Below are 11954 nucleotides of genomic sequence, written 5' to 3' on the forward strand. Positions count from 1 at the left end.
AATTACTATTAAGTCCTTCATATATTATTTAATACCTCTCTAAATATATAATTCTTTTTTGCGTCATCTCAATTTGGCAGATCATTGCATCAAAATGGCTTTCTCTACCATAGTTCTCTTCATCTGCAATACATATTTCTTCTTTTAATTGAATCCACTTTTTTTGAGAACTTTGTAACTTAATTTTTTCAACCTTTGATAAACCTAATATTTTTTTCTGATATAAATTATTTAATTTTCGATCATATTTTTTATAATCTTCCACATAGCAATTCATAATATCGTTAAAAACAACACTGTGAGGAATACATTGGGCTTCGTTAGCATTGGTGCATGCTGTTGTAATCATTAATATTAAAAAAACAATTAATTTATTATTTATAACAATCACATTTTAATCCTCTTTCAAATATCTCTGCTTCTTCTCGTCGACGCTTTCCTACTCCACTATTTCCTTTAGGACCAGTTTTATTCCATAGCTTCGACATATCTCTAAAAATATCTGGTATTTTTTCTATTTCGTTACTTTCAAAAGCCTCCTTAATTTGACGCATATGCTTTCGAGTAACATTTCCCTTTCTATCACTTAAACTCGGTCCACGATTAAAGACTAATGATAGTAAGACCCCTTGACAATGAGGATGAAGTTCAAGTGTTTTTGGATAAATAGAAAGAACTTGTTTTGCGTATCTAGTTTTTAAGGCTGTAGCTAAATATAATGCCTTTTCTTTCGAAATTCTTATATCCGCTAATTTAGGAATCAATGCTGCAGCGGAATATCCACTCTTGCCCTGTGCCTCTAATAACCTTGCAATTTGCCCAGAAGTATAAAATGGAGATAGATCTTCCTTAATTTGAGATTTTGATTGTTGTCCCAAGTCATACCCTATTCCTAATGTAACACCACTTGAGCTATCTCCTGGATGATATGGTTTCGACTCATATCTTTCAAACTCTAAAATCTTTTTCCAAGTCTCCATTGATATAACATATGGGCCTGGTGTAGTCATAAAAGAGAGCGTCTCTACAGTACATTTGTCAGAACACTTAGTATTTTCAATCATTTTATCAATACTATGTTTACCCTCTACAGTACTCCCTTTAATTAGATCTACATCTAATTTCATTTTTATGGCATCTTCTTTAATCCTTTTTACCACATGAGTTTTCGGTTCCAAGGGATTACCATCAGGTTTAAATACCGTGATCTGGATTTTTTCTCCAATCATGCTTGGAAATGAAAATTTACCATCAGAGGTATTTGAAATTTTTGTTATCTTATTTCCTAGATAAAGTATCTCGATCTTTGTATTTTCAACGATATAATTATTTCCTTCTCTATCTAGAAGTTGGATATTTGATTCACTTTTAAAGTTTTCGCAGGGTTCGTCTAGTTTAATTATTTGTGGTATTTGAGAGCCATGCTCAGAGTTAACAGCACCTTTTAGAGCAAACTCATCATTTGAAGTCAAAACTAGAATTTCAATATCTCGATTAGGTGAAGATACCACCTCTACAATGCCCTGCTCATTGGTATGACGTTCAAATGAACTTTGTTTTCCTTTAGGGCGAGATTTTACCGGGAAACTCGTTAATATTTTCTCATTGCAGTCTATTATTTTAAATAAAGTCGTAACTATACCTTTTGTAGTAGGCATCACTTTTTCTTTATGATACTCCTCTATACTTTTAGGCAAGGATACTTTTACAGGATTCTTTCTAGAAGAAATGATTGAAGAATCAATCGTTTTAATAACGATATAATCTTCCACATTAGGTGGCTTAGCTAAAATTTCCACAGTTCGATTTGGTGAACCCTGAAATATAAATAAACCATCTTTATCTGTTTTATTTGTATTTTCTCTCGATGAACCTTTATAGCGTGATTTAACTTTTAAATTAATGACATATTTTCCTGAAGCATCATAAATTTTTGATGTTATGGTAACTAAATTGCTCATCATTCGACATCCTCTTCAGTATATACATCATCCTCTAAATCCCTTTCTTCTATCTCATTCAATAGTTCATCAATACTTTCATTATCTAAGTCTTGAATGAGATGAGTTTGTAAAGAATTAAATCCTAAAGCCACGAAATCTGTGGGTTGAGAGGTATAGAATCTTAAAGTACTTAATTGATTATTTTCATTTAATACAGACTTCTTAGTTTTAATTAAGTTCCCATCCAACCTATTTAGAATAAAAATTTCTTTTTCTCCTGCAGACTGGTTAGTCCACTGATAGTTAATTTTATTACTGAATAATGTTTTCATTTTTGGAAGATTTATTTTTTGTTCAATAATATTTTGACCTTTCGTAAACAGATGCTGCCCGGCCTTACACTCAAATTTCCCACCAGTTGTGACCACCACTCCACCACCATTGATCTTAATTTGAGACCCTCCAGCGGTCAGTACAATCTCTTTCAGACTGGTGATTTCGATCTTGTCTTCAGTCGAAATAAGCTTGATTACCTTGCGGGCAATCGCTTCAATCGCATCATCTTGGGCTTGTATTTCAATTTTGCCTTTAGCAGCATAGAGACTTGCACCCTCTTGAGCAGCAAATAAACTGATCTTGTCCTGTGCATGAGCAACTAAAGATTTCTGTGTGGATAAATGAATATTATTCCCGGCACTCTGATTGATTTGCTGATCAGCGGATAAATGAATATTTTCATTTGTGCTCAGTGCAATCGTTTGGGGTGCAGTTAATAACATCACGGCCTGTTTAAATGCGGCAGCCTTGGCTTGATCTTCAGCTTCAATCTGACTCAGAAACTGTTTTAAACTATCAAAAAATTCCAATGGATCAGCCTGCTGTTTTTCTGCAATATCACTCAAGGCTTTACTATGATTGAGATTCGATTCAAGCTGTTCTTTGACTGAGTCAGCCTCCAAGTGATTGCCTGCGGCTGAATCTTGCCGATAAGTGGAAATTAATAAGCCTTTTCCTGCACGTATGGCACCCCACTGGTCCGTCCTTAGTTCAAACCCTTCTCCTCGACCTTCGCTGCTTTCACTTTCTTTTGGGTGACTTAGATTTCCCAGATTGAGCTGGCTGGCTGCATGACTACTTTGCAGCTGCACACTAATCTGTTCAGAGGTATCATCAAAACGCAACTGGTTAAAGCCATTACCATCGACCTCCTGAGAACGGATGCCACTGAGTTTTTTGGTCGCAGGAAGTTCTCCCTTCGCATCAAACATGGTCGGATGCCGTTCTGCTTCATGAATCCGCCCCACCACAAAGGGCCGGTCGATATCACCTTCAAAGAAATCAATCACCACAATTTCTCCAATTCGTGGATGCAACCTGATGCCATAACCTTCACCCGCCCAAGGGGTCAAAACATCCACCCAGGCAGAATCGCTATCATTGTCATTGCTGCCTGCACCGCCATCATGCTGATGATCCTCGCTCCGGGTAAATAGAAAGCGAACTTTTACCCTTCCCCATGCATCGACATGAATCGTTTCACCCTCAGGTCCGACCACTCGAGCCCGTTGCGGATATGCAACAGGCCGATGAATAAAAGGCTGATACTCAGGTACGACCGGGATTTCACGGCGCACGATATGTAGTTCATTGGCTTGTCGTTCCTCCTGTGCCATCTGCCAACCGCTCTTCTCAAGCAAACTGTCCAGCTGCGATAAAATATCTTTGGGTAAATTGTTCTGGTTATAAAACCGCTTAGCTAAAATCAGAAATTCACGTTGATGGGCAGGATGCTGATCAATTTCAGGATGCTGTTGCAGTTCAAACCAGTATCCGACCTGAGCATCTCGTACGCTGCTACTGGCTTTAAAATATTTGGACTGCAAAGCATGATAGTCACTGAGCTGCTGATTGAGTCGATCCAATTGCGCTATACCAGATGCTGTTACCTGATCCTCATGATTTAAGTCGCCGGTCCAGGCCGGACTGATGTTCCACGTATCTTCAAGTTGAAGAGTGGCATTTGCATGAATATCACTTTGCTGATGATTACTGAATAAAGGCTGGCTTTGATCCTGGGCAAGTTGCTGGGCATGCCAGCGCTGGGTCTGGGTACTATTCGGATTGAGCTGACGTACCGCAATCAGACTGTTCAGCGTGTCCAGCTGTTCGGTGGCATGACTGCGATGAAACCGGATGGAACGGCGTTTTAAAGCTGAAAAATATTGGGAATGATCTACCAATTTTAAAAGCTGAGCTTGAATCTCACTGGCTGATACAGGCACAGTTAATTGCTTTTCATCGATCAGCCAGTTAATTCCTTCGCTACGCCATAAACGGGTCAGAAAATCATAATCCGATTCATTCGACTGCATCACAAAAGGCCGGACATCATAGTCCCGGCTGAGTCCTGTCAAATTCAGGCTGAGGCTGGCCGCGAATAACGCACTTCTGTTTTGCCATTCACTGAACAGGATTTCACTGATCTCGCGCACCGTCTTGTTCATAAAAACCCGACTATTACGGCGCTTTTGCCAGAGTGCAGTCGCGTCATTCAGCATCAGTTTATACAAGGTTAAAGCCCCGTCACTTTGTCCTTGACTGGCTGCAGTAATAATGCCCGTAGTCCGGAAAAGTTCACCCCGGTCTGTGACCTGATCAATGGCCACCCGACAGCCGATAAATTGTTTCAAGGCAATATGAGCATGAGTGGAAAGACAGATCAGTTCAGCCTGCAGGCCTTGATTGATCTGATGCTGACCCTCAATACGCTGAATCAAAACCTGATGATTTAAAGGAGGATGTGAAAACTGTAAATGTAGCGCACGATGCTGTCGCTTAGGCCCGAGCTGCTCCACCAGCATATGGATAGGTTTTGGCATTTTATAGTTATAATTTTAAGCTTTATTATTGTGCGGCAGATTTTAGGAAAAGTTATCCATTTCGTCCAGTTCACGATGCATTTCACATAATTAGGCCTTTAATTTATGGCCCTTCAATTAAAAATCTTAAATTGCATGTGGTACATCTTAATTAAAAATATTGCTCAATATTCCCTATTTTTCCGATTATCCTATACGGAACTTGCTGCTACACTCATTCAGATCTCATTCTTCAAGGCCAAGGACATGCTGGAACTCCCTTCTAAATTACCCGATTTGGGCGTGACCATTTTTAGTACCATGTCGGCCTTGGCACAAAAACTCGGAGCCTTGAATCTTTCTCAAGGATTTCCAGACTTTGCAGCGCCTCCTGCCTTGATTGAAGCTTTAAACCGGGCTAGCCAGAATGGATTTAACCAGTACGCTCCGGGAGATGGTCTGCCAGTCTTGCGAAGTCTGGTGGCAGATCTCTATCAGCAGCGTGATCAACTGATGATTGATCCTTTCGAGGAAATCACGATTACGCCTGGGGCCACGATTGCGATTTTTTGTGCCATTCAGGCCACAGTGCGCGCCGGTGAAGAAGTAATTATTTTCGACCCGAGCTATGACAGTTATGGCCCTGCGGTACAACTGGTCGGGGCAAAGCCAGTGCATATTGCTTTGCAGCATCCTGATTTTTCTGTGGACTGGAATCAGGTCAAAGATACCATTAATGACCGTACCCGCATGATTGTGGTAAATACTCCACATAATCCGAGTGGTAGTGTCTGGTCCAAGGCAGACTGGCAGCAACTGATCGAGCTGATTCGCGAGCGCAATATTGTGGTGCTGTCCGATGAAGTCTACGAACATCTGGTTTTTGACGGCGTTCAGCACTATTCGGCCTGGTCATTTCCAGAACTTCGTGAGCGGAGTTTTGTGATTGGTTCTTTTGGTAAAACCTTCCATGTCACTGGCTGGAAAACCGGATTTTGTATTGCTGCACCCGCACTGATGAAAATGTTCAGACAGATTTATCAGTTTGCCAGTTTCTGTGGTGTGACGCCCGTTCAGGTTGCCTTGGCGGAATATATGCAACTGCATCCTGAGCATATACCTGAACTGTCCTCTTTCTATCAAAACAAACGGGATTTATTTAACTCATCCATTGAAACGTCACGCTTTAAATGGACACCTTCTCAAGGGACTTATTTCCAGAACTTAGATTATTCAGAGATTCGGCCTGAGCTCGATGATTTATCCATGTGCCATTTTCTGGCAGAACAACATGGGATTGTCGCGATTCCAGTCTCTGCGTTCTACCAGCATCCTCCTACAGATTTACGCTTGCTCAGGTTTTGCTTTGCAAAAAAAGAACAAACCTTGATCCAGGCAGGTCAAATTCTTTCAAAGGTTTAACTCATTTTTTAACTAAAAATCTCATAAAATAAATGCCTTAGTTACTTAAAAGCTAAGGCTTTTTCTTATATTCTGCCGAATAATAGCTGCATCAACAAATAGATGATAATTCAATCACAGGATGTCGCATGGCACAGCACTCACTGATTCATCAACAGAATTTATGGAAAGCCTTTCTGGTATTTCTGTTGCCATTAATTGCGACCAATATCCTGCAAAGTCTCTCCGGCACGATCAATACGGTTTTTGTGGGACAAATGCTCGGAGTGAATGCGATTGCTGCTGTTGCCGTTTTTTTCCCGATCCTGTTTTGTCTGATGGCCTTTGTGATTGGTTTATCGGCCGGCTCTACCGTATTGATTGGCCAGGCTTGGGGCGGGAAAAATATAGAAAAAGTGCGCTGTGTGGTCGGTTCAACTTTATTTATGACCTTGATTGGCGGCAGCTTGATTGCACTTTTTGGGGTAATTTTTGCTGAGAATATTCTCTTGGCGCTTGGCACAGATCCGGATGTGATGCATTTATCCTTGCCCTATGTGCAATGGATGCTGGCGGGTAGCCCCTTAATCTTTATCTATATTATTTATACTTCCATCTTGCGCGGTGTTGGGGATAGTACCACCCCCCTGTTTGCTTCCGCACTTACCATTGGGGTCGGGTTGGTGGTGACACCGGTACTGATTGCAGGTTATTTTGGCTTTCCTAAAATGGGCATTATCTCACCGGCGATTGCCACCATTCTGGGAAATCTGGCGGTCCTGTTGTTTCTAATCCTATATTTGAACTATAGGCAACATCCGCTCAAGCTGGACTGGGCCTTATTAAAAAATATTCGTCATCAACCACAGTTGAGCAGAATGATCTTGAAACTGGGGGTTCCTACGGGTGTGCAAATGGTCACGACTTCAGTTGCCGGACTGGTGATTGTCGGACTGGTCAACCGCTATGGTGCAGAAGCAACAGCGGCCTATGGCGCGGTCAATCAGGTCTTAAATTATATTCAATTTCCTGCTTTGTCGATTGCGATTGCCGCGTCTGTATTTGGTGCTCAAGCGATTGGCGCAGGTAAATCAGATCTGCTCAATAAAGTCACCCGGACTGCGCTGAGTATGAATATCCTGTTTACCGGCGGTCTGGTGATTCTGGCCTACCTGTTCTCCAAATATCTGATGGCGCTGTTTATTACCGATCCTAAGGTTGTAGTACTGGGACAACAACTGCTGTTTATTGTGCTGTGGTCAATTCTGTTTTTTGGCGCCAGTGCCATTTTTGCTTCAATCATGCGCTCAAGCGGTACAGTGACTGTGCCGATGCTGATCAATATTTTTGCCATTCTCTGTATTGAAGTTCCTGCCGCTTATCTGTTTAGCCGGTGGTGGGGCCTGGAAGGCATCTGGTATGCGTACGCGTTGGCCTTTGTCAGCCTGTGTATTTTGCAGGGACTGTATTATCAGTTTGTCTGGAAGAAAAAGACCATTGAGACCTTGATATAGATAAAAATTTTATAACTCAAAAGCCTTACAATACCTCAGATACTGACCTGCCACAGAGTCAGACTATAATTATCGTCATAAAAGAAAACCCGCTTTCGCGGGTCTGTTTTACAATTTCTTAAGCAGACTTTTTCTTCTTTTTGCCAAACTGGGTCGCCAGTGCAGTGACATGCTGATAACCAGTCGGCAAGATTCGCTGAATCAGGTCAATTGCTTTGGCATCGTTGCCGATGAGCAGACGGCGTTTGTCTTTTTGTACCGCCTCCAGAATTTGACGAGCGGCTTCTGCAGGTGGACAACGCAATAATTTATTAAAATTACGGGCTGATTTTTCCGGATTCATACCTAAAGTCAGCAGGCTGTTATTCATTTTTGCCGCATTGGCAATATTGGTACGGATGCCGCCCGGATGTACACACAGTGCACTCACTCCACAATTTTCTAGATCCAGTTCCTGACGCAAGGATTCAGTAAAACCACGTACCGCAAACTTGGTCGCATTATAAGCAGACTGGGTCGGTTGAGCAGTCAGACCAAACAGGCTGGAAATATTGATGATATGGCCATCGCCAGTTTTCTTGATCAGTGGCAGAAATTCTTTGGTGCCATACACCACGCCCCAGAAATTGATTCCGACGATCCATTCTAGTTCTTCATAAGATGCCCCTTCAACGGTTGAACCCAGCGCAACGCCAGCGTTGTTAAAGATCATATTGACACTGCCATGATCCTGTTCAACCTGTGCCGCCCAGTTACGCACTTGTTCCAGTTCAGCCACGTTCACTTTTTGAATGGTGACACGAACATCAGTCCCTTGGAGTAATTCCACGGTTTGCGCCAGACCCTGTTCATTGATATCACTCAGCGCCAAATGACAACCCTGCTTAGCCAATAATACCGCCAGTTGCTGGCCAATACCTGAACCGGCCCCGGTAATTGCGGCAACTTTATTGTTAAAATTTTTCATTCAATTTCCTTATGTAAAGAACTGCCATTCCATGACAGCAGGATCTTGTTCTGTTGTTTCAGGAGCTAGCACAGATCCTCAATATAGTTTTGACAATATATATTGTCAATAATTATCCCATATCCTTAGAGGCCAAATTTCAGGGCAGCATTTCCATATAGGTCTAAGCGTGATTTATTGTTAAGATATTCAAAATCTTCATGCAGATGAGCACACAGGCCTTATGACCGATTCAATCGACTCAGCAGCAAAATCACGACCCTCCAAAACTAAGGAACGTCAGTTTAAAGGCCTGTCGATGGCTGAACGGCAGCAGGCACGTCGTGAAAAGCTCATCGAAGCCGGGATTGAAGCCTATGGTAGTTATGGTTTTTTTTCAGTTACCGTCAAAGATATCTGCAATGAAGCCAAACTGACTGAACGTTATTTTTATGAATCTTTCAAGAAAAGCGAACATCTGTTTCAGACCATTTTCCTAAAACTGATTGATGAACTGCAACAGAATGTGATGCAGGCCATGATGCAGGCATCGACCGATCCGAAAAAAATGATCGAAGCCGGTCTGACTGCTCTACTCACTACCCTGCGTGACAATCCGCGCATGGCACGGATCATTTATATCGATGCCATGCTGGTACAGGAGCTGCATAATCAGGCCACTATTCATGAAACCATGTCACGTTTCGACCGCATGATTCATGCCTTTGTCATGTTGATGATGCCGCAATTAAATCGCAGCGAGCAGGAAATTTCCCTGGTTTCGACTGGTTTAAATGGCTATGTCACCCAAATTGCTATTCGTTGGGTGATGAGCGGTTTTAAGCATTCGCTTGAGGAAGTTTTATCGTCTTGTAGTGTGGTTTTTTTGGCGCTGCTCGAGTCATTTTCCGAGAAAAAATAGCTGTTAAATCCTGTGCTTAATCGGCTTTCCTGCATTTACCAGTGAGTTGAAGATTTATGCTGTACTACGAAAATGAGTAAAATTAATTTATGATTTTTTAACAAGTTTCTGCGCTATATTTGTCACAAATCTTTTCGAATTTCAGCAGTTTTTCCCTTTCTGCAATGATACTGTCATAATTAGTCTTTGTAATAAGCCTGTCATAAATATAAAACGGTTCACCGTTTACATGAAATAGGGTATTGCGTTGTGAAAGATGACTACATATTAATCGTCGATGACGAGCTCCCGATTCGGGAAATGATCCATACCTCTCTGGATATGGCCGGTTTTCAGTGCTTACAGGCAGAAGATGCCAAGCAGGCGCATCAGATGATTGTGGATCAGCGTCCGGCATTAATTTTGCTGGACTGGATGATGCCGGGTGGTGTCAGCGGTGTGGACTTATGTCGTCGTCTGAAACGTGATGAAAGCCTGTCAGAAATTCCGGTGATCATGCTCACAGCGCGTGGTGAAGAAGACCATAAGGTACAAGGTCTGGATGCTGGTGCCGATGACTACATGACCAAGCCGTTCTCGACCCGGGAATTGGTTTCCCGGATTAAAGCAGTACTGCGCCGTGCCAATGCCTTGAGCGGTGAAAAAACTATTGATGCCAACGGCTTGATTCTGGATCCGGTCAGCCAGCGGGTGAATTTTGGTAACAACATTCTGGAAATGGGTCCGACTGAATACCGTTTACTGGCATTCTTCATGACCCATCCGGAACGTGCCTATACCCGTGCGCAATTGCTGGATCAGGTTTGGGGCGGTAACGTCTATATTGAAGACCGGACTATCGATGTGCATATCCGCCGTTTGCGTAAAGTGCTGGAACCTTATGGTGTAGACCGTTTTGTACAGACTGTTCGCGGAACAGGGTATCGTTTCTCGACCCGTTCAGATGTCGCTTTAGGTTAATATCTTTTAAGGTAAATCTTGTTTTATGTATGAACCCTACCCTGTCCCCGAACTGGCACGCGAACACAAAAGAATCCGTTACAGCAGTTTATGGGATTTTGCGAAGCAAGATTTACGCCTACTGGCTTTTTTCCTGATTATCGCCAGCTTTATCGGTTTTGGGATTGGGTATTTCTGGATTTGTATCGTAATTGCCTTCGTGGCGTTCTTTGCGACCCAAATGCGTTCCTTATATCTGGTCAATGAATGGATTTCCAATCGTCCTTATGATGTTCCGCCGAATATTGGCGGGATTTGGGGTGCGCTACTTTTCAATGTTTATCGCGCCCAACGTCAGGAACGGATTGTTCAGGCGGAAATGGTCGAACTGATCGACCGTGCCCAGTCTTCACTGGTGGCCTTGCAAGAAGCTGTGGTGCTGCTTGATGAAAGCCAGCAGATTGAATGGTGGAATCCGGCAGCCGAACGTCTGCTCGGAATCTCCAGTGATGACCGTCGCCGTAATATCCTGACCTTGTTACGCCAACCAAGCTTTATCGAATACTATCACCATATTGATGAATCCCCGGACGGCCTGAAAATGCGTTCTTCGCTGTTTGAAGACCATTATGTGCAGGTCAAAATGACCCGTTTTGGCGGAGAAAGTCGGGTACTGGTCGCTTATGATGTGACCCGGATGCACAATCTCGAACAGATGCGAAAGGATTTTGTCGACAATATTTCACATGAACTGCGCACTCCTTTGACCGTGCTCAGTGGCTATATTGAAACCTTTACCGATCAGGAAGATATCAATCCACGCTGGAAACGCGCTTTTGATCAGATGCAGTCGCAAACCCGACGCATGAATGCACTGGTCAACGACCTGCTGCTGCTGTCACGTCTGGAAAATGACAAGAATATTGCCAAAAACCAGATCATTGAAATGCCGAGTCTGATGAACCAGCTATTCGATGATGCCCAAGCCTACAATATTGATTATGGTCATACCCTGAATCTGGACATTGACAGTCATTGCGATCTGATCGGTTCAGATATGGAACTGGCCAGCGCTTTTAGCAACCTGATCACCAATGCCATCAAGTACACGCCTAAAGGCGGCACCATCACCATCGGCTGGCATGATGATGGTGAATCCGCCTATTTTGTGGTGCAAGATAACGGCATCGGTATTGATCCCAAACATCTGCCACGACTGACCGAGCGTTTTTACCGCATCGATTCAGACCGCAGCCGCCGTACTGGCGGTACCGGTTTGGGACTCGCGATTGTCAAACATGTGCTGATGCAGCATCAGGCACATCTGGAAATTGAGTCCAAGGAAAATCAAGGTTCTACCTTTAAGGTGATTTTCCCCAAAGAGCGTCTCAGCTTTCCAGAATAAGATAACCCTCAAAAAAGGTGCCATCG

9 protein-coding genes are annotated in these 11954 nt (G+C 42.8%); 5 read left to right on the forward strand and 4 right to left on the reverse strand.

Annotated elements, in window-relative coordinates; genetic code table 11:
* Positions 1-28: 28 nt before the first annotated feature.
* The 3 genes from NI455_RS08445 to NI455_RS08455 are packed head-to-tail and all read right to left on the reverse strand — an operon-like array spanning position 29 to position 4822.
* A complete protein-coding gene (locus tag NI455_RS08445; RefSeq protein ID WP_253113556.1) occupies positions 29-391 on the reverse strand; it encodes a lysozyme inhibitor LprI family protein in 363 nt (120 codons plus the stop codon).
* Positions 375-1961: a pesticin C-terminus-like muramidase gene (locus tag NI455_RS08450; protein ID WP_253113558.1), complete on the reverse strand. Its 1587-nt coding sequence runs from the start codon at positions 1959-1961 to the stop codon at positions 375-377. Before NI455_RS08450 ends, NI455_RS08445 begins: the two co-directional genes overlap by 17 nt.
* The gene (locus tag NI455_RS08455; RefSeq protein ID WP_253113560.1) at positions 1961-4822 is read right to left on the reverse strand and encodes a type VI secretion system Vgr family protein; all 2862 of its coding nucleotides are present in this window, start codon (positions 4820-4822) and stop codon (positions 1961-1963) included. The genes NI455_RS08450 and NI455_RS08455 overlap by 1 nt, the downstream gene beginning before the upstream one ends.
* Before the next feature lie 246 nt (positions 4823-5068).
* Here NI455_RS08455 and NI455_RS08460 point away from each other — a divergent pair, with 246 nt between their 5' ends.
* Entirely contained in the window at positions 5069-6223 is a 1155-nt protein-coding gene (locus tag NI455_RS08460; protein WP_253113672.1) for a methionine aminotransferase, read from the forward strand.
* Between the two features lie 128 nt (positions 6224-6351).
* On the forward strand, positions 6352-7716 hold the full coding sequence (locus NI455_RS08465) for an MATE family efflux transporter (RefSeq protein WP_253113562.1): 1365 nt from the start codon (positions 6352-6354) through the stop codon (positions 7714-7716).
* A 118-nt stretch (positions 7717-7834) separates the two neighbouring features.
* Here NI455_RS08465 and NI455_RS08470 read toward each other — a convergent pair whose 3' ends face one another.
* Positions 7835-8683 (reverse strand): SDR family NAD(P)-dependent oxidoreductase, encoded by an 849-nt coding sequence (locus NI455_RS08470; protein WP_005105117.1) that lies wholly within the window; start codon positions 8681-8683, stop codon positions 7835-7837.
* 223 nt (positions 8684-8906) lie between these two features.
* On the opposite strand from NI455_RS08470, the gene NI455_RS08475 reads away from it, so the two are divergent.
* The 3 genes from NI455_RS08475 to phoR all read left to right on the forward strand — a co-directional run bounded on the left by NI455_RS08475 (position 8907) and on the right by phoR (position 11928).
* Positions 8907-9584: a TetR/AcrR family transcriptional regulator gene (locus tag NI455_RS08475; protein ID WP_005108393.1), complete on the forward strand. Its 678-nt coding sequence runs from the start codon at positions 8907-8909 to the stop codon at positions 9582-9584.
* Between the two features lie 249 nt (positions 9585-9833).
* Positions 9834-10544, forward strand: a complete 711-nt coding sequence (gene phoB / locus NI455_RS08480) for a phosphate regulon transcriptional regulator PhoB (RefSeq protein WP_004280972.1) — start codon at positions 9834-9836, stop codon at positions 10542-10544.
* 25 nt (positions 10545-10569) lie between these two features.
* The gene (phoR, locus tag NI455_RS08485; RefSeq protein ID WP_253113564.1) at positions 10570-11928 is read left to right on the forward strand and encodes a phosphate regulon sensor histidine kinase PhoR; all 1359 of its coding nucleotides are present in this window, start codon (positions 10570-10572) and stop codon (positions 11926-11928) included.
* The last annotated feature ends 26 nt before the right edge of the window (positions 11929-11954 follow it).

Origin of the sequence: Acinetobacter lwoffii (assembly GCF_024129435.1) — a bacterium.
In the GTDB taxonomy this organism is placed as follows: Bacteria; Pseudomonadota; Gammaproteobacteria; order Pseudomonadales; family Moraxellaceae; genus Acinetobacter; species Acinetobacter lwoffii_F.